Source organism: Micromonospora sp. WMMD734 (assembly GCF_049178975.1).
Taxonomy (GTDB): domain Bacteria; phylum Actinomycetota; class Actinomycetes; order Mycobacteriales; family Micromonosporaceae; genus Micromonospora; species Micromonospora wenchangensis.
This window is the reverse complement of record NZ_JBMHMK010000001.1, coordinates 7,205,288-7,226,500: the sequence shown is the minus strand read 5'-3', so window position 1 is coordinate 7,226,500 and position 21,213 is coordinate 7,205,288. Positions and strand designations below refer to the sequence as shown.

At 73.8% G+C, this 21,213-nt stretch carries 21 protein-coding genes and 1 tRNA gene; 11 read left to right on the top strand and 11 right to left on the bottom strand.

Annotated elements, in window-relative coordinates; translation table 11 throughout:
- Positions 1 to 173: 173 nt before the first annotated feature.
- Positions 174 to 247: transfer RNA gene (locus ACN267_RS31840), tRNA-Gly, on the top strand.
- A gap of 381 nt (positions 248 to 628) precedes the next feature.
- On the top strand, positions 629 to 1,111 hold the full coding sequence (locus ACN267_RS31835) for a hypothetical protein (protein ID WP_307821137.1): 483 nt from the start codon (positions 629 to 631) through the stop codon (positions 1,109 to 1,111).
- Here ACN267_RS31835 and ACN267_RS31830 read toward each other — a convergent pair.
- Genes ACN267_RS31830 through ACN267_RS31820 form a run of 3 tightly spaced genes read right to left on the bottom strand, consistent with a single transcriptional unit; the run spans position 1,108 to position 4,787 of the window.
- Positions 1,108 to 1,779 carry an SMI1/KNR4 family protein gene (locus ACN267_RS31830; protein WP_421490336.1) on the bottom strand — a complete coding sequence of 224 codons (672 nt, stop codon included), beginning with the start codon at positions 1,777 to 1,779 and terminating at the stop codon, positions 1,108 to 1,110. The two genes, ACN267_RS31835 and ACN267_RS31830, sit on opposite strands and share 4 nt — an antisense overlap.
- A gap of 18 nt (positions 1,780 to 1,797) precedes the next feature.
- Positions 1,798 to 3,723 carry a hypothetical protein gene (locus tag ACN267_RS31825; RefSeq protein ID WP_421490335.1) on the bottom strand — a complete coding sequence of 642 codons (1,926 nt, stop codon included), beginning with the start codon at positions 3,721 to 3,723 and terminating at the stop codon, positions 1,798 to 1,800.
- A complete protein-coding gene (locus ACN267_RS31820; protein WP_421490334.1) occupies positions 3,720 to 4,787 on the bottom strand; it encodes a hypothetical protein in 1,068 nt (355 codons plus the stop codon). The genes ACN267_RS31825 and ACN267_RS31820 overlap by 4 nt, the downstream gene beginning before the upstream one ends.
- Positions 4,788 to 5,109: 322 nt before the next feature.
- Between ACN267_RS31820 and ACN267_RS31815 the strand changes: the two genes are divergently transcribed.
- A complete protein-coding gene (locus tag ACN267_RS31815; RefSeq protein WP_281894908.1) occupies positions 5,110 to 5,793 on the top strand; it encodes a Crp/Fnr family transcriptional regulator in 684 nt (227 codons plus the stop codon).
- Between the two features lie 28 nt (positions 5,794 to 5,821).
- Here the strand turns inward: ACN267_RS31815 and ACN267_RS31810 are convergent, their stop codons facing one another.
- Positions 5,822 to 6,322, bottom strand: a complete 501-nt coding sequence (locus ACN267_RS31810; protein ID WP_421490333.1) for a Pycsar system effector family protein — start codon at positions 6,320 to 6,322, stop codon at positions 5,822 to 5,824.
- Positions 6,323 to 6,790: 468 nt separating this feature from the next.
- Here ACN267_RS31810 and ACN267_RS31805 point away from each other — a divergent pair, with 468 nt between their 5' ends.
- The 5 genes from ACN267_RS31805 to ACN267_RS31785 all read left to right on the top strand — a co-directional run bounded on the left by ACN267_RS31805 (position 6,791) and on the right by ACN267_RS31785 (position 11,050).
- A complete protein-coding gene (locus tag ACN267_RS31805) occupies positions 6,791 to 7,597 on the top strand; it encodes a vWA domain-containing protein (RefSeq protein WP_204958128.1) in 807 nt (268 codons plus the stop codon).
- 45 nt (positions 7,598 to 7,642) lie between these two features.
- Positions 7,643 to 8,416: a hypothetical protein gene (locus tag ACN267_RS31800; RefSeq protein WP_281894904.1), complete on the top strand. Its 774-nt coding sequence runs from the start codon at positions 7,643 to 7,645 to the stop codon at positions 8,414 to 8,416.
- Entirely contained in the window at positions 8,413 to 8,910 is a 498-nt protein-coding gene (locus ACN267_RS31795; protein WP_204958126.1) for a hypothetical protein, read from the top strand. The genes ACN267_RS31800 and ACN267_RS31795 overlap by 4 nt, the downstream gene beginning before the upstream one ends.
- Position 8,911: 1 nt before the next feature.
- Positions 8,912 to 9,778 carry a hypothetical protein gene (locus ACN267_RS31790; RefSeq protein ID WP_204958125.1) on the top strand — a complete coding sequence of 289 codons (867 nt, stop codon included), beginning with the start codon at positions 8,912 to 8,914 and terminating at the stop codon, positions 9,776 to 9,778.
- A gap of 63 nt (positions 9,779 to 9,841) precedes the next feature.
- A complete protein-coding gene (locus ACN267_RS31785; RefSeq protein WP_421490332.1) occupies positions 9,842 to 11,050 on the top strand; it encodes an OmpA family protein in 1,209 nt (402 codons plus the stop codon).
- Between the two features lie 93 nt (positions 11,051 to 11,143).
- On the opposite strand, the gene ACN267_RS31780 is transcribed toward ACN267_RS31785, so the two are convergent.
- Both ACN267_RS31780 and ACN267_RS31775 read right to left on the bottom strand, forming a co-directional pair.
- Positions 11,144 to 11,893 (bottom strand): hypothetical protein, encoded by a 750-nt coding sequence (locus tag ACN267_RS31780; protein WP_204958123.1) that lies wholly within the window; start codon positions 11,891 to 11,893, stop codon positions 11,144 to 11,146.
- On the bottom strand, positions 11,890 to 12,387 hold the full coding sequence (locus tag ACN267_RS31775; protein WP_204958122.1) for a SigE family RNA polymerase sigma factor: 498 nt from the start codon (positions 12,385 to 12,387) through the stop codon (positions 11,890 to 11,892). Before ACN267_RS31775 ends, ACN267_RS31780 begins: the two co-directional genes overlap by 4 nt.
- Before the next feature lie 140 nt (positions 12,388 to 12,527).
- Between ACN267_RS31775 and ACN267_RS31770 the strand changes: the two genes are divergently transcribed.
- Entirely contained in the window at positions 12,528 to 13,370 is an 843-nt protein-coding gene (locus tag ACN267_RS31770) for a DUF3152 domain-containing protein (RefSeq protein ID WP_421490331.1), read from the top strand.
- Positions 13,371 to 13,467: 97 nt separating this feature from the next.
- On the top strand, positions 13,468 to 16,434 hold the full coding sequence (locus ACN267_RS31765; protein ID WP_421490330.1) for an Hsp70 family protein: 2,967 nt from the start codon (positions 13,468 to 13,470) through the stop codon (positions 16,432 to 16,434).
- A gap of 79 nt (positions 16,435 to 16,513) precedes the next feature.
- Here ACN267_RS31765 and ACN267_RS31760 read toward each other — a convergent pair whose 3' ends face one another.
- Together ACN267_RS31760 and ACN267_RS31755 are read right to left on the bottom strand one after the other, a co-directional pair.
- The gene (locus tag ACN267_RS31760; RefSeq protein ID WP_204958119.1) at positions 16,514 to 17,311 is read right to left on the bottom strand and encodes a S1 family peptidase; all 798 of its coding nucleotides are present in this window, start codon (positions 17,309 to 17,311) and stop codon (positions 16,514 to 16,516) included.
- A 284-nt stretch (positions 17,312 to 17,595) separates the two neighbouring features.
- Positions 17,596 to 18,135 (bottom strand): hypothetical protein, encoded by a 540-nt coding sequence (locus ACN267_RS31755; protein WP_204958118.1) that lies wholly within the window; start codon positions 18,133 to 18,135, stop codon positions 17,596 to 17,598.
- Positions 18,136 to 18,258: 123 nt separating this feature from the next.
- On the opposite strand from ACN267_RS31755, the gene ACN267_RS31750 reads away from it, so the two are divergent.
- Positions 18,259 to 18,588, top strand: a complete 330-nt coding sequence (locus tag ACN267_RS31750) for a hypothetical protein (RefSeq protein ID WP_204958117.1) — start codon at positions 18,259 to 18,261, stop codon at positions 18,586 to 18,588.
- A 49-nt stretch (positions 18,589 to 18,637) separates the two neighbouring features.
- Here ACN267_RS31750 and ACN267_RS31745 read toward each other — a convergent pair whose 3' ends face one another.
- The 3 genes from ACN267_RS31745 to ACN267_RS31735 form a co-directional block, all read right to left on the bottom strand.
- Positions 18,638 to 19,123 (bottom strand): ribose-5-phosphate isomerase, encoded by a 486-nt coding sequence (locus ACN267_RS31745; protein WP_281894895.1) that lies wholly within the window; start codon positions 19,121 to 19,123, stop codon positions 18,638 to 18,640.
- Between the two features lie 73 nt (positions 19,124 to 19,196).
- Complete coding sequence (locus ACN267_RS31740) at positions 19,197 to 20,399, bottom strand: DUF1015 family protein (protein WP_421490329.1); 1,203 nt, start codon at positions 20,397 to 20,399, stop codon at positions 19,197 to 19,199.
- 120 nt (positions 20,400 to 20,519) lie between these two features.
- Positions 20,520 to 21,143: a DsbA family protein gene (locus ACN267_RS31735; protein WP_204958114.1), complete on the bottom strand. Its 624-nt coding sequence runs from the start codon at positions 21,141 to 21,143 to the stop codon at positions 20,520 to 20,522.
- Positions 21,144 to 21,213: the final 70 nt, after the last annotated feature.

The following is a 21,213-nucleotide window of genomic DNA, read 5'->3' as shown; positions in this document are numbered from 1 at the left end:
TGCCCCGGTGATCAAGGAGTTTGCGTCAAGTTGATCGCCGTGGATGACGCAAACCTCTTGATCACCGGGAGAAGGGAGGGGAGGGGACGCGGGAGGAGGGAGGGAGTGCCGGTGCGTCGGGGGATGGGGGGAGCGGGTAAGGTGTGGGCGCATCCCGGTGTGCCGGGGCGTACGCGGGCGTAGCTCAATGGCAGAGCTTCAGTCTTCCAAACTGACGGTGCGGGTTCGATTCCCGTCGCCCGCTCCACACTCCTCCGGCCCAGATCTCCGGTCGGTTCCGATCCCCATTGCATCCCCTGGCTTCGGCCGTACCGGGTCGCGTGCTCGTCACCGCTGCCAGCCGGTGGCTTCCCCGCGCCCGGTGGCCCGGCACCCGTGCCAGGGCGTGGAGGGCTACGCCGTAAGACGTGACGACGCACCGGGGCCGGCGCACGGGCCGGCTGTCTGACCCTCGGACCTGCGGCACGTCCGGCCGCCCCTGCCTGAGGAGCGCCCGGGCCGGACCCCCTGAACCAGCCGGGTGGACCGTGGCCGTCGACCCTCGGCTTCCGGCCGGCGGCGCGCGGTGCGGGTCCCGTACCCGGAAATTTTGATCTTGGATGTGGCGGTCCCGGTGTAGAACTGGGCGGTGGACCCTGTGATGCTCGGCCGTGCCCTCGACGACGTGTTCGACCACGCGCTGCTGTACCACGCGTTCACCGACTACCTGCGGGACTACGAGGTCATCGTCCACCTGACCGCCGACCCCCGCACCGGGATCGCCCCGACGACGCTGCGTTACCTGTTCCGGTACTGCGTCGAGGCCCGCTGCCGGACGTCGGTCCCGCCGGTCACCTGGCGGGCCTCCCTGGACGACCGCCTGATCGACCACCGCACCGGCGTCGACCTGGACGGTTACCTCTGGGGTGTGAAGTGGCACGCGCTCTACCCGGGCGCCCGGGTCGTGGCGGACTCGGCCACCGCGCGGAGCTGGGCCGAGGCGACCGGGCTCGACTTCCACGAGGTGCTGATCGAAACCAACGCCCACGTGCTCACCCTGGTCTTCTCCGACCTCCAGGTCAGCGAACTGCCGCCGGGATACCGCCCGTTCACCGTGGACCGGGAGAGCTAGCCGGGTGCGACCTCGCGCTCGGCCGCCGCCAGCCAGCGCCGGTACCAGCGGGCGAAGCCGAGCGGCGTCCCGTCGTCGTCGTACAGCGGCCGGAAACCACCGCCCTCGGCGATGTCGTCCGCCCACATCCGGCCCCGGGCGGGACCGCTGACCACCAGCGCCTCCCGCAGCGCGCAGCCGAGATGGCACAGGTACAGCAGGCCGACGGAGTTCTCCGGCGTGTAGACGACCTGCTCGTAGCGCTCCCAGTGGGCGTCCTGCGCGGTGGCGAACGCCTCCGGCGAGTCGTAGTCATCCTCGTCGGGTTCGGCCGGCAGGCCGTCGGCCGGGTTGAACGCTTCGACGTGGGGGAAGGGACGCCCGAGCGCCGCCAGCGTGGTGAGGTCCGCGCCGTCGCCCTCCCACCGCCACCGTCCGTCGTGCCGGCGCAGCGGGAACAGCCCGTAGGCCGGCCCCGCGCCACCCCGACCCGCCTCCCGCAGGAACGACAGGTACTCAGCGGGCAGTTCCACCCGCAGCTGCCCCTGCACCTCGGTCAGTTCGTCGGCGGTCAGCGGTGCTTCCAGCTCCCACCCGTGGTCGCCGGCACCGAACACGGTGCCGGCGGCGGGCGTCGCGGCCAGCCGCGCGAGCCGTCCACGGATGTCTGACCAGTCCGGGCGTGTCACGCCCGGCACGATACAAGCTCAGCGGGACGCGTCGGAGGGATGGCTGAGCAGGCCCAGGTCGATCGCGTGCAGGACGAACTCCGCCGCGTTCACCGCCGCCTGGTGCCGGTGGGTGTCCGACTTCTTGGCGTTGCCCCAGTCGGCGATGCCCCGGACCGCGATCCACTCCACCTTCCGCGTGGCCGCGACGCCGTTGAGCAGGTGTGACTCCATGTCCCCGGCGACCGCGTCCGGGTGCCGACGGCGCAGTTCCACGATCGCCTCGTCCGAGCGGTACAGGGTGGTGGCGCCGAGGATCGGGCCGATGTGCACGGCCGGCCCGGACCAGCTGTCGGCCGCTGCGGTGAGGACGCCGAGCAGTTCCGCGGACGGGCTGGGTCGGGGTCCCCGGTCCAGCCGGTGCGCCCTGCCGTCGACGTCGGTGACGGCCTGGTGGGCCACGTCGCGGGTCTGACGCGAGACCGCGATGTCACCGAGCGCCTGCTCGCCGGGGTTCAGCCCGAAACAGGTGCCGACGAGCACCAGGTAGCGCGGACGCCACTGACTGATGATGCTCGTGGCCACCTGGGCCACCCCGGCCGAGGAACTCGGATCGCCTACCGCACTGGCGAGCATCAGTTCCGCGCCGGCCACCGTACCGAGCCGGTGGACGGTGTGCGGGGAACGCCGTTCCAGGTACGGCTTCGCCCCACGCCGGCGGAACACGTCGAGGGTGGCCCGCTGCTCACCCGGGGTGGCGACCAGCAGCAGGATCTTCGGGCGGGCCAGCACGGCTTCGGTCTCCTCGTCGAATCGCTTGTTCATCCGGTCGGCCGCCCGCCACACCTGTTGCAACGCCACCACCGCCACCGGAACGGTCATCAGCGCCATGATGCTCACCAGCCAGCCGAGCAGCGCCATGCCGGGGCTCTGGGGACGGAGGTCCGGCGGGTCGGACAGGAGCAGCCGCTGCCCGAGCCAGCGCAGTGCCTCGCCGTACCCCGTCGGGCGGCCGGCGCACCGGTCGCCGCAGGACCGCCGTTCCTGGTCGGCCACCAGGTGGGCGAGCATCAGCAGTACGCCGGCACTGCCGAAGACGTACCAGAGGAAGAAGCTGGCGGTGTTGAAGGTCCGCTTCGCGCCGCCCGGCACCTGGTCGCGCGGTTCGAGCACGACCACGTCGGTGCCGACGCCGAACGGCAGGCCCACCCGCTGCTGGCGGGGCACCGCGTCCCGCATGGCGGTGGTGGTGATGCCGTTGACCAGGCAGAGCAGCACCTCGGTGACGAACACGCCGTCCGGTTGGCCGCCCTGCGGTTCGCTGGCGGCGCGCACCCGCCTGACCACGAGTCGACTGAGCCGGTCGGAGACCTCACGCATCAGGTCACCCGCCCGGCCCGCGTCCGTCTCGTGGCACAGCGGCATCGACCACTGCCGGGCCGGTAGCGACTCGGCGGCGAGCTCGCCCTCACGGCGGCGGCGCAACGACCGGAGCAGGCCGCGGAACCCGGCGGCGACGACACCGGACACGCAGAACGTCACGTACAGCATGCCGAGCAGGGCGAGCACGATCGCCGTACGCCAGAGGTGCAGTGGCACGCAGCCGAGTGCCGCCACCACCGCCAGTGCCGGCGGGCCGGCGAAGCAGAGCGTCTCCCAGCGCCGGTCCACGATCCGCAGCAGCAGCAGCCGCAACCCACCCGCGGGGTACGGCTCATCCATCGTCATCGGTGGCTTCAGCAGGGCGAACGAGTCCGGGCCGCGCCAGACGAGCCGCCCCTCGTGGGCGGCGACGACGAGCATCACGCCCAGTGGGCCACGCCCCCGGAACCAGCCCATGGTGCCCTCGGGTCGCACCGTTCGGTACGCCTGCCGCCCGTGTTCGGCGCGGCGTACCGCACGGGCCGCCGCCCGGGCCACCGCGAACGGCAGGTGGCGGGAGTCGACGACCTCGGCGGCGGTCACAGCACCCGCTCCACGGCCGAGGTGGCGAAGTCCCGTACCAGCGAACGCAGCCGGTCGAACAGCGGCCCGGCGCTGCGGGAGACCAGGTAGTGCGGCAGGTCGCCCCGCTCCACCTGCTCCCCCGGCCCGGGCGGGGTCATCAGGTACGGCGAGGTCAGGATGAGGGCGCACGGGTCGTCGAGGTCGGTGGCGAGGCAGGCCATGCCGGGATAGCCGGGGGTCTGGTACACCTCCAGCCGGTCGGCCAGCGCACCGTGGCGCTGCCTGAACTGGCGCAGGTGGCTCAGCGCCTCACGGGTCTTGTCGGCCAACTGCTCGCCGCGTTGCGCGGACAGCAGCCGGGTCGCCTCGGAAACCGGGTCCATCAGCACGCAGCGGTAGGTGCCGCCGCGGCCGAGGAAGTCCAGGACCGCGTCCCGGAAGTGCGCCGGCCGTTCGGTGGTCACCAGGTAGCGCGACGCGGTACGCAGCGAGGTGCCCAGGTCGACGACCTCGGTGGCCGCCGCCCGGACCATCCGGGTCTTCTCGAACTGGCTGGGTCGCTCGACGTACCCGTGCACCGGGACGCCACCGGCGAGCCCCCGGGCGGCCAGCCAGCTCGCCGCCGCCCCACCGGCGTGGGTGTCGGCGGCGTACAGGTGGATCTGCCGACCCTCGAACTCGCCGACCGGGGTGAACAGGTCGGCGTACGGGCCGGCGACCCGTACGACGTCGGAGGAGACCGCCACGGTGTCCGGCGGGGCGGCCTTCTCCAGGTGCGCCACGAAGTTGATGTCGGGCGAGTAGATGGTGCCCTCGTTGCCCTCGCCCCGGTAGCGGATCGAACCCTTGTGCACGGCGACCCGCAGCCGCAGGGAACCGTCGATGCCGAGCCGGGCGAACTCGTCGCGCAGATGCGGCAGGTCCAGGGTCAGCAGGCGGTGGACGAATTCGAGGGTGACGTCGCGGGCCACGCTCTCCTCGTCGTCGTGGACGATGAGGAATCCGCCGTCGCCGGCCCACCGCCATGGCCGTGCGTAGCCGACCCGTCGCTGTTCGGCTATCGTGGCGAGCCGTTCGGTCACCTTACGATGCAACAGGTCGAATGCCTGACCGGCCTGGTCACGCGGATTGTGCGCCACCACGTTCGAATGACCGGCCGCGTCAACGAAGATCAGAAACACATTGTCGTACGTTCGGTTGACCTGAAAGGTATCCATCGTCAGTTACGCACCCGCTCCACACTGGGCCAGAATTCCGGACGTCGGCGCATCCGGTAACTGTGCCGGAAAATGACGTGAACAACTACATGAGGAGACCGACTTGACGCATCGAGAGGCATCCTCGACCGGCCGGACGACGCCCACCCCACCGGGCGGACGGAATACCACGGACCATCCGTCGCCAGTGCCGGGTACGTTTCTCGCCCAACTCTCACCGGCCGACCGGGAACGGCTCGCCGCCATCGCGACGGTCCGGCCGCACGCCGCCCGGGTCGACCTGTTCCACCAGGGCGACCCGTCGCGGTACGTGCTGGTTCTGCTCAGCGGTTGGATCAAGGTCACCTCGGTGTCCCGGGACGGCCAGGAGGCGTTGCTCGCCCTGCGTGGCCCCGGCGACATCATCGGCGACCTGGCCGCGATCGACGGCGGCGTCCGCTCCGGCACGGTGACCACCCTGACCGCCCTGCAGGCGTACGTCATCGACGGTCCACAGTTCGTGGACCTGGTGGTCAACCAGCCGGGGCTCGCCCTCGGTCTGCTGCGGCACCTCGCCCGCGGACTGCGGCAGTCGGACATCAAGCGGCTGGAGTACGTCTCCGCGAGCAGCTTCGGTCGGCTGGCCGGCCTGCTGTCGGACCTCGCCGACGAGCACGGCCGACGCACCCCGGAGGGGATCGTCATCGACCTGCCGCTGTCCCAGCGGGAACTGGCCACCGCCGCCGCGACGTCGCGGGAGGCGGTCGCCCGGGCGATGCGCGCGCTGCGGGAACGCGACATCGTCCGCACCGGTCGACGGGAGATCGTCATCGTCGCGCCCGAGGTGCTGCGTGCCCTGCACCGGTCTACTCCGGACACCCGTCGCGGCTGAGCGACGACGCCGGCACCTACGGGCCCGTTCACACCAGTGTCCCGATCAGACAGACACCACTCGCGGCGAGGCTGACGATCGCGCTGCGGACCAGCCGGTACTTGGTGGTGACCCGGGCGCTGGTCCACCGGAGTTCGGCGAGGGCCGCGCCCAACGGCTGGGTCGCGGTCTCGCGGAGCGCCCCGACGAGGTCGTCGTGGCGCAGCACGTCGCCGAAGTAGGAGACGTGGCTGTCAGGTGAGGTGCCGCCGAGCCGGGGCAGCAGCGCGAGCGCCGACATCAGCACCGCCCCGGCCCACAGCAGGCAGGCGACCCACCACCAGCCGCCCCGGGTCACGACGGCCAGCCCACTGCCGGGCCCGGCCGCCAGGGCCGCCGCGGCGATGGTTCCGGCGACGCCGAGCGTCTGGGTCGCCTTCGTGTCGGCCCGGCGCAGTTCGTGCCGGTTGTCGGTGAGCAATTGGCGTGCGTAGTGCAGGGTCCGCTCGTCGTCCGACCGACCGCCGCCCCGTCCATCCGTGTCTCCCATGTCACCCAGCGTGCCTCCCGCTATCGCGTGCGTCCGCGTCGAACTACACCGTCGGAATGTGTCAGTTGACGCACCGGCCGGCGCGGCCCGGCACGACCATGAATTCATGGACCAGCCATGCCCCCTGCCCTGCGCAGCGCCACCGGTCCGCACCTGCGCGCCGGTCCACAGACAGATTTCCGTCAGTTCGCCGCGGTAGTCGTCCGTCCGGACCGCCGATGCCGCCGAATCAGTTCCCCCGGATCCGCGCTCTTCCGCCAGCAACGCTCTCCAACCGGCCGGGCCAATTCCACCGAACATCGATTTACGGGTCACCTTCGACCAGTATTCGGGACTGGTGATCCGAAAGCGGCGATCCGGTGTAGACAGTCGGGGCGGTTGTGCCCCTAAGGTCGTCCGAACCCTTTCCATTCACCCCACCGCGGAGCTCTGTCGCAATTCCGACTGACTTTCCGAGAGGCATTGCCAATGCGTTTCACGAGTACACGTGCTGTCGCCGACGGCCGGGCGGCCCCCGGCCGCGCCGTGCTCGACGACGTTCCGACGCCGGTCCGGCCGCCGTGGTGGCGTCGGTTGCTCCGCCCGCTGCTCACCGGCCTGCTGATCCTGGCGTTGCTGGCCGTCTGCGCGGTGCGGATCCACGACTGGCTCGGCCCCCCGGACAGCCTCGACCAGGCGGTCCTGGAGGGGGCCCGCAAGGTCGCCGGCCCGGTCTGTATCGATGAGATCCAGGACGTCTCCGGTTCGATGACGCAGTACACGGCCCTGCGTGAACAGGCGGTCGGCCAGCTCTTCGAGTTCGCCCAGCGGGAGTTGGAGGCCACCGACCAACTGGCCGAGGCCGTGTTCAGCGGCACCGCCGGGGTGACCATGCCGCCGACCTCGCTGCACGCGCTGCCGGCCCGCCGGCCCGCGCCCGCGCCCGGCGACGGCACGCTCATGGCGCCCGCGATCCGCGCCCTGACCGCGGCGGACCGTCAGGCCGACCGCACCTGCGCCGCCCGCGCCCTCGTCGCCGTCACCGACGGCGAGGTGCACGACGACGTCGCCGAGCTGCGTGACGCGCTCGTCGACGGCGCGTACACGCGGATGTACCTGGTGGTGCCCGGCCTGACCGGTGGTCGGCCGGACGTGTTCACCGGCGACGTGCTGGACGGGGTGGTGGTGCGCCGGTTCACCAACGCCCGCCGCCTGGGCGTCATCTTCGGCGAGGTCTTCGCCGAACTCCTGGGCGTCGAACTGCGCCACCGCCAGATCGAGAACAGTCGGCCCTGAGGGGACGTCCGACGAGCCCACCACGTACCTGAAGGAGACGCCCCCATGCCACGTCAGACAGCAGCCCTGTCCCACCCGCACTGGGACCGCCCGCCGGCGGGCCCCATCCGCTACCGCCTCACCGCACGCATCGCCGACTGGTGGAACGGCCGCCAGGACGCCCGCGCCGGGCTACCCGCCGTGGGGTCCGACCCCGCGCCGAGGGGGACGCCCCACAACCGGTCCGTCGCCTTCACCCCCCACCTGGAGAAGCTGCGGCGGATGGCGAACGACGCCATGCACCACGAACTGGTGCACCTCCAGCAGGAGGTCGCCAACCCGGCGTTGCAACTCGCCCGGACCGAGGCCCAACTCGTCGAGGCCGAGCAGGCCCTGGTCCGGGCGCGGGAGGCACTGCAGAACCTGACCGCGCCGACCGAGGACGAGCTGACGGCACGCCGGGCCGGCGAGACCGACACCGACGCGTCGGTCGTCCGCAAGCGGCGGCTGGCCCCGTACCTCGAACGGCGGGCCGGGTTGGAGGCCCGCCGCCAGGAGGCCGAGAGCGAGCTGGTCCGCCTCCGGCAGACGCGGGCGGAAACCCGCGAGCGGCTCGCCCGGAGCCGGACCGTCGCCGCCGCCCGCGCCGAGCGCATCCACGAGCACTCCTGGCGGCGCATCGGCAGCTACTGGCAGCGGCTCGTCCGCAAACACCCGGACGGCGAGGAGCTCAACCGCACGCTACAGCCGGGAGGCCCCGAGCTGCCGGGCTGGGTCCACCCCACCGACGGACGCGGGGCCACCGGCGACACCGCCGACGGCCGACCGGAAACGACGTGAGGAGCGACAGAGACATGAAGGCGTTGTGGAACCGTACCGGCCGCACGATCCGCGGGATGCTGTCGCGCCGCCGCCCCACCTCCGGGAGCAGGCCCGCCGACCCGACCACGGGGCCGCTGCGCATCGACGCCCCGAAACCCCTGGACCCGGACGCGCAGCACGAACGCGACGCCTCGGCGGCCCGGGAGCGGGTGGTGCGGCTGGTCGCGGAGTTGACTCCACGCGGCACCGACGAGGGCACCGCGGCGGCCCTCGACAACATGATCAATTACTGGGCCGACGGCTGGCTCGCCGACATCGAAACCGAGCGTCTCAACGCCCACACCGTGGTGGACGCCCTGGTCGGCGAGGTCATGCCGAGGCAGGAGCGGCTCCGGATGGCCTCCGAGGGCGCGCTCGACCGGCTTCGACAGGCCCGGGAGAACCACGAGCTGGCCCGGGCCCTGCTCGCCGGCGGGGCCGCCCCCACCGACCGACCGGCCAAGGAGGACTGACATGACCGTCACCGGTACGCACACCCCACCGCCCGGCAGCAGCATGCCCGGCGGCCGGTACGTCGACACGGCGTTGCTCACCGGCCGCCCGGGGACCCTGCTCGGCGCGCTGGTCGAGACGGTGGTCCTGGTGCTGGCCGCCGGCGCCGACATCGCGGCCTTCTACAACGCCCTGTCCAGCGGGATCGGCGACAATACCTACCTGCTGTACATGCTGGTCGCCGGGTTCACCGCCGTCGCGCTCCTGCTCGCCCACGGGTTCGGGCGGATCTACCGCGACCTCGACCAGCGGGCACCCGGTGCCCGCCGGCTGATGCTGTACGCCTGCCTGACCGGTTGGGCCCTGCTGGGTATCGCCGCCTTCCTCTCCCGGCTGCTGCTGGCCGACGTGGACGTCGGTCCCGGATTCGGTACCTCCGGTGCCGGCGGTTCCACCGCCGGTGGCTCCGGACAGGAAGAGGCGCAGAAGGCCCGGGTGCTGGCGATCCTCTTCCTCGCGCTGTACATCGGCACCGGGATGGCGGCCGCGGTGGTCGCCTACTGGAACCACAACTCGCTGGCGCACGCCTACCACCGGAGCAACCGCCGACTGGCCTGGGCCCGCTGGTGGGCCAAGCGGCGGGTGGGGGCGCACGAGAAGGTCCTCTCCCGGCACCGGCAGCGCTACAACGAGTGGGCGCGTGCCGAGGCGGCCCACGCGGCGGCCCGCGCCAAGCGGCTGGCGCTCGCCGAGGAACTCAAGCAGTTGGCCCGGCAGCGGATGGCAGCGGCCGGTCAGGACCCGGCCACCACCGACGGCCTGTTCACCCCGGACCGGTACGGCACGCCGACGCCGTCGCCGTACCGCGAGCACCGGCCGGACGGGTAGCGCACCGGCCGGCACGCCCAGAACCCGACACCCACAAACCCACACCACAACTGGAGCTGACACATGGCTGTTGTCCAACCGCCGCGAACCCGACCCCGGGCCGGCCGGCGGCAGCGGGCGGCCCTCCTGGCCGTTCTGCTGCTCGCCGCCGCGGTCCTCACCGGATGCGACGACGGCCCGCAGCACGAGGAACCCGTCGAGGCCGGCTGCCTGTCGTCGGGCGTGGCCATGTCCCTGGCCATCGGGGCCCGGGCGAACAGCCCGACGCCCGCCCTTCCCGCCCTGGTCGAGGACCTCGCCCGCAGCGCCGCCCGGAAGCACAAGGGAGTGTCCGTGGTCCAGATCGACGGACGCGTCGACGTGGACCTGGAACCGCAGGTCTTCAACAGCAAGGCGCAGAACCCGAACAAGTACGGGAAGGACCTGGACCGGTGGCTCGACGGCCTGCGCCAGTGGGTCGCCACGATGCGGGCCGACGAACCCGAGGCCGACGTGCTGAAAGCGTTGGACGTCGCCGGCGCGCAGGTCGGCCCCGGTGACACCGTCGTCCTGGTCGACTCCGGCCTGCAGACCACCGCGCCGCTGGACTTCCGCACCAGGGGCATGCTGGACGCCGACCCCACCGACGTGGTCGAGTTCCTCCGCCGGGCCGACGCCCTACCCGACCTCGCGGACCGGCGCGTCCTGCTGGTGGGATTGGGCAACACCGCGCCACCGCAGGCGGAACTGGGCGTGGCCCAGAAGCGGCACGTGGTCGAGATCTGGACCGCCATCGCCCGGGCCGGCGGCGCGAGCTGCGTGGAACTGCGGGAGGCGGCCAACGGCAAGCACAGCGACGTCGACTCGCCGACGGTCAGCGTGGTGCCGGTCACCGACTCCCCCACCTTCACCCCGTGCGGGGTGACCGTGCTGCCCGACGACGGCGAGGTCGGCTTCGTCCCCGACTCGGCGACGTTCCGGGACCCGGCCAGGGCCCGTGCCGCCCTGGCCAAGCTCGCCACGCTGCTCGAACGGGGCAGATCCACCGTCGAGCTGATCGGCACCACCTCGTCCGCCGGGACGGAATCCGGTCGCCTCACGCTGTCCCGGGACCGGGCCAGGGCGGTCGAGACCGTACTACGGTCGCTCGGCGTGCCGCCGGAGCGGATGTCCAGCCGGGGGGTCGGCGCCAACTGGCCGGACCGGCGGCCGGACCGCGGACCGGACGGCGAACTCCTGCCCGGTCCGGCGGCGCAGAACCGCACGGTGGTCGTCCGGATCTCGTGCGGCTGAGCCCCCACCCGCCGTCGACCGGGCGCGCAGCGGGGCCGGGCTGAGCGGTGGTCGAGGGGGCGGCGCGGTGACCGGGCCGCCCCCTCGACCGGATCAGAGCAGGCGGCCGGAGCGGTCGCGGGCGACGATGCCGTCGAGTCGTACGCCGGGGGTGAGGTCGACCGGGTCGAACCAGAAGACCACCAGTTCCGGGTCGGTGCTCCAACGGGCCAGCCGGGCGTCGACCTGCCGGCCGCCGGCGGTGCCGACGATCCGGGTCGCCGGCCCGACGAAGTACCCGAACGTCGGCACCGGCGGGCGGGTGTCGTCCGGGGGGGTCGCCTCGGCGTACCCGATCTCGTGGAAGCCCGGTCGCCGGTCGCTGCCCTGCACGTCGTTGACGAGCATGTCGTTGGTCAACTCGCCGGCGGGGCTGCGGCGGCCGGCCATCAACCCGACCCGCACCCTGGGCCCCTCCGGCACGTCGACCGCCACCAGGTAGAACACCCGCTGGTCGACGCCGTACCGGATGCCGGTGTCGATCACCTCGCCGATCGGCTGCTGGGGGGGCCTCCACCGGGTGGGTCCGGGGGTCGGCGGCGACGTCGCCGGGGGCGTCGCGCCGGGCACGGTGGCGGCGGGGGCGGGTGGGCGGTCCGGTGCCGGCGGCCGGGTCCACCGCACGCCGAGCCCCACACCGCCGGCCACCAGCACGGTGACCAGCGCCGTCGCGCCCGCTCCGACGAGGCGGCGGCGTCGGCGCAGCCGCCGGCCGTCGCGCATGATCGCGGTCAGGTCGAGGTCCTCCGGGTACGGCTGTTCGGTCGCCCGCATCGCCAGGCGGAACTGCTCCAGCTCGGTCATCGGCAGGTCCCCTGGGTCGCCGGGGTCCCGGTGGCGCGCAGCTTCTGCAACGCCCGGGAACCGGTGCTCTTCACCGTGCCCAGCGAGACCCCCAGTTCGCGCGCCACCTGTGCCTCCGGTAGGTCGAAGTAGTAGCGGAGCACCACGATGGCCCGCTCGCGGGGGCTGAGCGCGCCGAGGATGTCGAGCAGCCAACGGCGGGTGGCCACGTCGTCGGCGACGTCGCCGCGCCGTTGCTCGGGCAGGTCGTCGGTGGGGTACTCCCGGATCGGCCGCCGCCACCCGTCGACCAGGTGGTTGACCAGCACCGTACGGGCGTACCCGTAGGCGTCCTCGTCGCGGATCCGGGACCAGGACGCGTACGTGCGGACCAGGGCGGTCTGCGCGGCGTCCTCGGCCTGGTGGTGGTTGCCGGTCATCAGGAACGCGGCGTGCCTGAGCCGCCCGGAGGCGGACCTGGCGAACTCGACGAACTCGGCGTCACCCCGGGCCATGCCGGCCCCTCCCGTTTGCCACGCCGGACAGGACGGGCGAAGGCACCGAAAGGTTGAGTCCCGACGGGATCAACTGTTCCGGCGGACCGCCCGTCCTTCCCGCTGCCCGCCGCCGCCCGGCGGTGGGCGGAGGAGGCACCATGGCGACGAAGGGTAGCCCCCGCCGCGGCGGCGGCCCACGGGGACGGCCGGTGACGGCGCTGCTGACGGTGGTCTGGCTGACCGGCTGCGGGCTGCCGGCGGCGGGCCGACCGGCGGCGACGCCCGCCCCGGCCCGGTCGGCGGGGCCGCCCTCCGTGGCCGGGACGGCGGCGGTAGCCGATCCGCCGGGCCGACCGGTCGGGTCGGCTGGCGGGGCCGGGCCCGCCCCGGTCAGTTTCCCGGCGGACGGGGCCAACCGCTGGCAGGTCGCGGCCGGTGAGCCGGCGACGCCCCGGGGCCCCGGCCGGTTGCTGCGGTACCGGGTGGCGGTGGAGCGCGACATCCGGGGGCTGCCGGTGGCGCAGTTCGCCGCCGAGGTCAGCGCGACGTTGACCGCCCCGCAGGGGTGGACCACGGGCGGGACGCTGCGGCTGTGGCGGGTCGGCCCCGGCGGCCCGGCCGACTTCACCGTCCACCTGGCCACCCCGGGCACCCGCGACGAGTTGTGCGGGGGCACGGCGGACGGCTACACCTCGTGCCGCAACGGCGACCGGGTGGTGATCAACGTGGCGCGCTGGGTGAAGGGGGTGCCCGGGTACGGCGCGGACCTGGCCACCTACCGACGGTACGTGGTCAACCACGAGGTCGGGCACCGGCTCGGCCACGGCCACGAGCGGTGCCCGGGGCGGGGCCGGCCGGCTCCGGTGATGCAGCAGCAGACGCTGGGCCTGCACGGGTGCACCGCCAACGCCTCGCCGTACCGGGCGGGCAGGCGGTACTCGGGACCGTCAGGCGCGTACGCCGACCGGATTCCTCCGCCCGAGCCGGGCCGCGCGGGCTGACCGCCGCCGGGCCGGGTCGGCCGGACCGGCCGGGGGCGGCGGGGGCTGCGTACCATGCGGGACCGGGCATCCCCTCGTCCGGTGGAGGTAGCGACGGATGGCAGGCCAGCAGGACGGATACGCCCTCGGCGTCGACCTGGGCACGTCCAACACGGTGGCCGTGCTGCGCTGGCCGGACGGCCGGACCCGACCGTTGCTCGTCGACGGGCAGCCGATCCTCCCCTCCGGGGTCTACGCCGACACCGAGGGCCGGTTGCACGTCGGCCGGGACGCCCAGCGGCTGGCCCAGGCGGACCCGACCCGGTACGAGCCCAACCCGAAACGTCGGGTGGACGAGCCGACCGTCCTGCTCGGTGACCGGTCGTACGCCCCGGCGGAACTGCTCGCCGCGACCCTGTGGGCGGTCGCCGAACAGGCGGTGGCGACCGTGGGGTTCCTGCCCCCGGCGGTGCTCACCTACCCCGCCGCCTGGGAGGCTCCCCGGCGGCAGGTGCTGCACGACGCGTTGGCGCTGGCCGGTTGGCCGTCGGCCGCCGAACACACCATGTCCGGTCCGGTGCCGGTGGGCACCCGGCTGCTGCGGGAACCGGTGGCGGCGGCCCGTTACTACACGGAGGTGCTGCGGCGGCCGGTGCCGGTGGGTGAGTCGGTCGCGGTGTTCGACTTCGGCGGCGGCACCCTGGACGTGGCGGTCGTCCGTAACGAGGGCGCCGACCCGTGGGGCGACTCGGGTTTCACGGTGATCGCCACCGGCGGGATGGCCGACCTCGGCGGGCTGGACCTCGACGCGGCCCTGCTCGCCCGGGTCGGTGAGCTGGTCGGCGACGGGCAGGCGGAACTCTGGGCCCGGCTGACCCGACCGGAGACGACCGGGCAGTGGCGGGACCGGCAGCAACTCTGGGACAACGTGCGCGGGGCGAAGGAGATGCTGTCCCGGGTCGCCGTGGCACCGGTCGCGGTGCCCGGCCTGGAGACCGCCGTCCCGCTCAGCCGGGCCGAACTGGAGCAACTCGCCACTCCCCTGCTGACCCGGGCGGTCGCCCGCACCCGGGAGGTGGTCGCCGAGGCGGGCCTCACCCCGGACCGGCTGGCCGGATTGTTCCTCGTCGGCGGTTCGTCCCGGGTGCCGCTGGTGGCCCGGCTGCTGCACGCCGAGCTGGGGGTCGCGCCGACCGTGCTGGAGCAGCCCGAACTGCCGGTGGCCGAGGGGGCGCTCACCGACCTGCCGCTGCCCCGGCCGGACCGGCGTCCCGGGCCGGCCGGCGCGGCCGGGGCCGCCCCGGCGCAGCCGCCGGACCCTGCGGCACAGGCCCCGCCCGCCCCGGCACAGGCGTCGGCCGCTGCGGTGCACGGCGTTACGCCGGGGGCACCCGACGCCGCGTCCACCCCGGTCGGGTCCGGTGCAGGCACGGCCGCCACCCTGCCGGTGGGCGCAGCGCCCGCCGGCACGGGCCACACCCTCCTGCCGGGACCGGGTGCCGCCCGGCCGGCCGGACCCGGCGCGACGCTGGTGGCCGGGGCGGGCACTCCGCTCGGTGGGACGCCGGTGGCCGGGGCGGGTAGGACACCGGTGCCGATCCCGGGCGGGATGCCGCCGGGCGGGACCGTGCCGGGTGGCGTACCGGCCCAGGGGTATCCGGCGGGCTGGCCCGGCGTACCACCGGGGGCGGTGCCGCCGGGGACCGGTGCCGGCCCCGCGACGCCGGTGCGGCGCGGGCGTCGCCGGCTGTGGATCGGGCTCGGTGCGGGCCTGGCGCTGCTCGGCGTGCTCGGCGCGGCGGCCCTCTGGTTCACCCGGGACCGCTACCCGGCGTTGGAGTTCCACACCCTCACCGAGGTGGCCCGGCCCGCCGCCGCCGACGACCGGCCGACGGCGATGTTCACCGCCGTGTTCGGTGACCGCGCCTACCTGGCCCACCAGCTTCCCGACGACCGGCTGACCGTGGTGGCGGTCGACGCCGGCACCGGGAAGGCGGCGTGGCGGACCACCGTCGCGGCCGGCAGCGGACGGTGGGCCGGGGTCCGGGCGGTGCCGGGGGCGGTGCTGGCCGTCGCGGAGGCGGCCGGCGACAGCACCCCCCGCGACGTGGTGGTGCTCGACGCCGGTGACGGCGCGGAACGGTGGCGGTTGCCGGTGCACGGCGACGACGCGGTGCACGTCACCGGGGAGAAGCTGGTCTGGGTGGACCGCGCCGGCGCCCGCCTGGTCGGGCTGCGGCTGCGCGACGGCCGGCAGGACTGGACCCTGGACAACCCCCGCAGCGAGTACGGCGACACCCGCACCACGGTGCTGCGGGTGGGCACCGCGCAGAGCGTGGCCGGTCCCGCCGGGTTCGACGGCTCGTCCGACGCCCCCTGGCTCGGCGACGCCGACCGGCTGGTGCAGGTGGGAGCGGACCGTTCGGTCCGGGTGCTCGACATGGACAGCGGCAAGGTGGTGAGTCGCCGCGACGGGGTCGCCGACGTCAGCGACCGGATGGTCGCGTACGGCGACCGGTTGTACCTGGTGGCCGAGGACCGGGGATACAAACTGCTCGGTTACGACCTGGGCAGCTTCGCCGAGCCGACGGTGCTCTACAGCGCGGGTGAACAGCGGCGGGTCACCGCGCTGGTGGCCTGCGGCGAGCACCGGGCCTGCCTGCTGGAGGTGCCGGAGGCCGACACCGAGCGGACCGAGGTGGTCGCGGCCACCGAGGGCAAGGGCAGTCGCCGCTGGCCGGCGCCCGGCGGCCAGGGCCTGGTGCCGGTGGGTGAACACCTGCTCGTCCGGCGGGAGTCGCCGAAGACCACGGTGACCCTGTTCGACCCGGCCGGGAAGGCGGTGTTGACCGACCGCAAGGGCACGGCGGTCCGGGTCGACGCGGGTAACGTGCTGGTCTTCGCCGAGACGCCGAGCAGCGTCGAGGACGACCGGAGCCTGGCCGGGGTGTCGAAGTCCGGTGCGCTGACCGAGACGGGGCAGCTCCAGGGCGTCCGCAGCGAGTCGTGCGGGTGGAACACGTCGGTGATCGTCTGCGGGGCGGAGCGGGACTTCGTGCTGTACCGGTTCGCCGGGGACGGCTGACGGGCCACCGGACACCACTGCGCCACCGGCTGCCACGGGGGCGGTCGGTGGCGCAGCGGCCCGGGGGGCGGTCGGTGGGTCAGCCGCCGAGGCTGGCCGCGGCCGAGGCGATCGACGCGGCGAACGTGCTGACCTGGGTGTAGACGCCGGGGGCGTTGGGCCTGGCGCAGCCGTCGCCCCAGCTCACGATGCCCACCTGGATCCACGCGTTGGCGGCGTCGCGGCGGAACATCGGGCCGCCGGAGTCACCCTGGCAGGTGTCGGTGCCACCGCTGGCGTAGCCGGCGCAGATCTCCTCGGCCGGGATCAGCTCGCCCGGGTAGGAGGACGAGCAGCTGGCGTCGCTGACGAACGGCACGGTGGCCTTGAGCAGGTACCGCTGCTGGGCACCACCCTCCCGGGCGGCACCCCAGCCGGCGACGGTGAAGGTGCCGCTGTCGTACGCGGTGGTGGTGGCGATGGGCAGGGTGGCCTGCGAGGTGACCGGGGTGGCGAGCCGGATGAGCGCCCAGTCCTTGCCGCTGCCGTTGTAGCCGGGGGCCCGGTAGACGTAGTTGGACTTGACCTGGATGCGGCTGCTCGACTGGAGGTCGACCGCGCCGAGGGTCGCGGTGATGGTGGTGTTCGAGCCGGTGCGGTTCACGCAGTGGGCGGCGGTGAGCACCAGCCGGGGGCTGTAGAGCGCCCCGCCGCAGCCCATGGAGAGCCGGACCATGAACGGGAACTCGCCCTGTGCGGCCCGGGTGCCGCCGACGACCGACGGGGCCGCGTCGGGGGTGGGCGCCGCGGTGGCCGGGGCGGTCAGGACGAGCGACCCGGCGGTGATCGCCACCATCGTGGCGGCCATCCGGCCGATGAGACTGCGCCAACGGTTCACAGGGCCTCCAACCCTCGGCGGCGCGCCTGCTTGGGGGCGCCGGTTCGATGGCGGGAGCCTAGATCGATCGATTGACGTGCATCAACATCCTGTTGGGGTCATACGATCGCGGCCGCGGCCCGACCCGGCACGCGGGATCACCCGGCCGGGCGGGGATGAAGCCGGAGCGGCGGGGTATGCCAGCGCCCGGCCTGGAGGAGTGTCGACCGGTGTCGCGGGCAATCCGCGACCGGACGCGGGCGGGCCGGGTCACCACCCGGCCCGCCCGCCGTACCGATGGCCGCTCAGTTGCCGGTGAGGAAGTTCCAGGCGTCCATCACCCACTGGGTCTGCTGGAGGTAGGCGATGCCCACCCCGGCCAGGAACACCCCGGTCACCAGGTGCGCGCCCCGGGCGCTGCGGCGTACCCGGCCGAGCTGACGTTCCAGGATCACCCGGCCGAGCAGCCGGGACAGCGCGAACAGGCCGACCGCCACCAGCAGGCTGAGCAGGAAGGTCAGCAGCGGGGTGCCCAGGTCGCCCCGGCCGGAGATGGCCCAGATGCCCCAGCAGACGAAGGCGAAGAGGGCACCGGCGGCGCTCCACTCGCCACCCCGGCGCAACTGCTCCACGTGCCAGCTCATCGGCCGGCGCGGTGCGGCGGGCTCGGCCCAGCCGGACTGGTCGTGGTCGACCACCGGGAACGGCTCGGTGCGCGGAGCCCGGGGCTGCCCCACCGAGGCGACACCCCGGCGGAACGGTTCCCGCTGCGGCGGCACCCCGACACCGGGCTGGGGCGGCACCTCGACGGTCCGCTCGGCCCACGGCTGTGTCTGGTCTGCCATCTCGTTTCCTCCCCATGACCGGTGCCGGCCGTCGACCGGTCCACCGTCTTCGAGGGTAGCGAGCGGACAAACTGCCGCGCCCGGCCCGGCCCGACAGGAGCAGTCGGGCGGTACGGTCGGGAGATGGTGGATGCGGAGCGGCGGCGACGTCGGCTACGGCACCAGCCGGAGCCGGCGGACGGGGGTGGTGAGCCGCCGACGGTGGCCACGGCCGAGGTGCACGACGGGCCCCCACCGCCACGGGCCCGGCGGGCCCCGGGCGGCGAGGACGGCGAGCGGGGCCTGCGCGGACTTGTCGGTTCCGGCTCGTCGCAGGTCAGCGTGCGCGCCGCGCTACGGGCCCGGGACGCGGCCCGCCCCACCGAGCAGGACCTGGCCGAGGCCGAGGAACGCCTGGTGATCATCCGACGGAACTGGGTGCCCCGGGAGGACCTGCCCCGTTCGGGCCGGTGACCGGGCCGGCCGGTGACCGGCCCGGTCGACGGATCGGGGCGGGCGGCGGTCAGGACAGGTCGGCGGGGGCGGGCAGCGGGGGCAGCTCGCGGGTGCGCTCGTACTCGGCCACCTGGGCGATCCGGCGGGCGTGCCGCTCGTTGCCGGAGAACGGGGTGGTGAGGAACGCCTCGACGATGGCGGCGGCCTCGTCGAGGGTGTGCTGGCGGGCGCCGACGGCCACCACGTTGGCGTCGTTGTGCTGCCGGCCGAGCTGGGCGGTCTCGATGCTCCAGGCCAGCGCCGCCCGGACGCCGGCGACCTTGTTGGCGGCGATCTGCTCGCCGTTGCCGGAGCCGCCGATGACCACGCCCAGGCTGCCCGGGTCGGCCACCACCCGGTCACCGGTGTGCAGGCAGAAGGTCGGGTAGTCGTCGTCGGGGTCGAAGGCGTGCGGGCCCACGTCGACCAGCTCGTAGCCCTGCTTGGCCAGGTGATTGGCCAGGTGCACCTTCAACTCGAAACCGGCGTGATCGGATCCCAGGTAGACGCGCATACCGGGCAGTCTGTCAGGGCCGCGCCCCGGCCCGCCGTGGGGGCGGCGTGCCGGGGCGGATTCGTCACAGGATTCAGCGGGGCAGCTCGGCGACGACCAGGCCGCCGCGTGCCTTCGGGGTGAACCAGGTGCTCTTGCGGGGCATCTTCTCCCGGGCCAGGTTCACCGCGACGAAGTCGTCCACGGTCACCGGGGCGATCAGGACGGCGAGCTCCGCCCGGCCGGCGTCGACCTCGCCGGTGAGCCAGCTCGCCGGGTAGTCGCCGCCGACGTAGGTGATCCGCTTGTCGCCCGGGTCGAGGCCGAGGGCGTCGCGCAGCAGCAGCCGTTCCACCAGGGCGTGGTCGAGGTTCTCCAGCCGGGCGGCGGTCGCGTCGTGCGGCAGGGTCACCGCGTACCCCTGGCCGGCGAGGCGGAGGTGCACGGTGCCGCCGGCCGCCGGGACCTCGACCGGGCCGTCGAGGGGGCTGATCCGCGCGCCGGCGGTGCGCAGCCGGTCGAGCAGCTCGTCGGGGGTGCAGGGCAGCTCGCTGACCAGCCGGTTGTAGGGCTGGATGGCGACCGACGCCGGAGTGGTGACCACCGCGAGGAAGCGCGGGAAGCCACCGGTCTGCGCGGCCAGGCTGCGGTGGTTGCCGTCGGCGACCACCAGTTCGCCGCCGCCGGCCAGCGCGGTCAGCGCGTCCTGTTCGGGGCCGGGGCCGAGCAGCCAGATGGCGTGCGTGCGGCCGGCCTGGTCGGTGTCGGTGGCCGCCGGCGCGCCCGCCGCGTCGGTCGCCGCCGCGAGCGCGGCGTGCAGCTCGTCGCCGCGCCCGGTCTGCAGCAGGAGTACGGGCGAGAGCAGGTGACCCAGCGCCTCGGCCAGGGCGACCCGCTCCCGCACCTTGGCGATGAACACGTCCTCGTTGCGGATCACCAGGCCGGGCTCGTCGGCGCTGGTGGAGATCTGGTCGGTGTCGACCATGGCGAACAGCCCGTACGCCGGCTCCTCCCCCGCCGCGCTGATCCGGTAGAGGACCACGACCTGCTCGGCGGGGGTGTAGCTGCCGTCGTCCTTGGCCTCGGTGAGCCGGGCCACCGCGTCGCCGAGCGCGTCGGAGAAGGACTTCCCCAGGCTCTCCGGCGCCCGGTGGGGCATCTCGATGCCGAGGGCACTGTGCGGGTTCGCCCCGATGATCGCGGTGATCTCCGCGTCGTCGGCGAACTCGTCGTAGTTCTGCGCGCCGGTGCCGCCAGTGGTGATCCAGGCCCGGGTGATCGGATGCACGACCGTCATGGGGGTTGACGCTACCGGCGACGACGGCCCCCGCGACGCCGACCCCGCGCCGGGTCCACCAGATGAACCGTCGCGCCGGTGGGGCCCGACCGGTCGGCGCGGGCCCCACCGGGGTGACGGTCAGTCGAAGATCGGGCCCAGCTCGCGGGACCGCTTCAGCTCGTAGAAGCCGGGGGTGCCGGCGACCAGCAGGACGCCGTCCCAGAGCCGGCCGGCGGCCTCACCCTTGGGCGACGGGGTGATGACCGGGCCGAAGAAGGCGACCTTCTCGCCGTCCGGGCCGGGGGCGTGTACCACGGGGGTGCCGACGTCGGTGCCGACCGGGCGCATCCCGGCCTCGTGGCTGGCCCGCAGCGCCTCGTCGTACTCGGTGGAGTCGGCGGCGTCGGCGAACGACGGGTCCAGCCCGACGTCGGCCAGCGCCGCGGTGATCATCTCCCGGCCCAGCTGCTCCTTGCCGAGGTGGATGCGGGTGCCCATGGCGGTGTAGAGCTTCGCCAGCGTCGCGCCGCCGTGCGCCTGCTCCACGGCGATGCAGACCCGGACCGGCCCCCAGCCCAGCTTCATCATCTCCTGGTACTGCTCGGGCAGCTCCCGGCCCTCGTTGAGGACCGAGAGACTCATCACGTGGTAACTGATGTCCACATCCCGGACCTGCTCGACCTCCAGCAGCCAACGGGAGGTGATCCAGGCCCACGGGCACAGCGGGTCGAACCACATGTCGACGGCGACACGTTCGGTCACGGTGGAGTCCCTTCGTGACGTCAGGCACGCCGGCGGACCCGGCGCGGTTACCCGTCGATCCTCACCCCGA

Coding starts and splice junctions, on each gene's coding strand:
- ACN267_RS31790 (WP_204958125.1), top strand. CDS start 8,912: ATGACCGTCACCGGTACGCACACCCCACCGCCCGGCAGCAGCATGCCC.
- ACN267_RS31805 (WP_204958128.1), top strand. CDS start 6,791: ATGCGTTTCACGAGTACACGTGCTGTCGCCGACGGCCGGGCGGCCCCC.
- ACN267_RS31765 (WP_421490330.1), top strand. CDS start 13,468: ATGGCAGGCCAGCAGGACGGATACGCCCTCGGCGTCGACCTGGGCACG.
- ACN267_RS31740 (WP_421490329.1), bottom strand. CDS start 20,399: ATGACGGTCGTGCATCCGATCACCCGGGCCTGGATCACCACTGGCGGC.
- ACN267_RS31810 (WP_421490333.1), bottom strand. CDS start 6,322: ATGGGAGACACGGATGGACGGGGCGGCGGTCGGTCGGACGACGAGCGG.
- ACN267_RS31770 (WP_421490331.1), top strand. CDS start 12,528: ATGGCGACGAAGGGTAGCCCCCGCCGCGGCGGCGGCCCACGGGGACGG.
- ACN267_RS31775 (WP_204958122.1), bottom strand. CDS start 12,387: ATGGCCCGGGGTGACGCCGAGTTCGTCGAGTTCGCCAGGTCCGCCTCC.
- ACN267_RS31785 (WP_421490332.1), top strand. CDS start 9,842: ATGGCTGTTGTCCAACCGCCGCGAACCCGACCCCGGGCCGGCCGGCGG.
- ACN267_RS31780 (WP_204958123.1), bottom strand. CDS start 11,893: ATGACCGAGCTGGAGCAGTTCCGCCTGGCGATGCGGGCGACCGAACAG.
- ACN267_RS31800 (WP_281894904.1), top strand. CDS start 7,643: ATGCCACGTCAGACAGCAGCCCTGTCCCACCCGCACTGGGACCGCCCG.
- ACN267_RS31750 (WP_204958117.1), top strand. CDS start 18,259: ATGGTGGATGCGGAGCGGCGGCGACGTCGGCTACGGCACCAGCCGGAG.
- ACN267_RS31745 (WP_281894895.1), bottom strand. CDS start 19,123: ATGCGCGTCTACCTGGGATCCGATCACGCCGGTTTCGAGTTGAAGGTG.
- ACN267_RS31755 (WP_204958118.1), bottom strand. CDS start 18,135: ATGGCAGACCAGACACAGCCGTGGGCCGAGCGGACCGTCGAGGTGCCG.